Raw genomic sequence first — 421 nt, forward strand, 5'->3', positions numbered from 1 at the left:
CACGATAACCATGGGCTTCGTAAGGTAGCATCACTAAACGCGCTTCTTTGCCTAAACCTTTGAGCGCAGCGTACATACGCTCGCTTTGCATCGGGAAGGTGCCGTGAGATTAAGGGTGGGTCTTCTTCCCCATATAATTAAATTAACAAGCGCGGCATAAACCGCGCTTTGAATTTACTCTGATACAGAAGGTTCAGTATTTGCTTGAGCATCGCTTACAGGAGCTTCGTCAGTTAACAAGTATTTATCCAGCCACTGCTCTTGTTCCCATAAAACATGTAATAAGCTTTTACGGGCACGATAACCATGGGCTTCGTAAGGTAGCATCACTAAACGCGCTTCTTTGCCTAAACCTTTGAGCGCAGCGTACATACGCTCGCTTTGCATCGGGAAGGTGCCGTGAGATTAAGGGTGGGTCTTC

At 47.0% G+C, this 421-nt stretch carries 1 pseudogene; it reads right to left on the reverse strand.

Annotated elements, in window-relative coordinates:
- Positions 1–174 precede the first annotated feature (174 nt).
- A pseudogene (locus H5154_RS23195) lies at positions 175–399 on the reverse strand (alpha/beta hydrolase family protein); the annotation flags it as partial.
- Positions 400–421 lie beyond the last annotated feature (22 nt).

The sequence above is a fragment of the Pseudoalteromonas sp. SR44-5 genome (genome assembly GCF_014163675.1).
Taxonomy (GTDB): Bacteria; Pseudomonadota; Gammaproteobacteria; order Enterobacterales; family Alteromonadaceae; genus Pseudoalteromonas; species Pseudoalteromonas rhizosphaerae.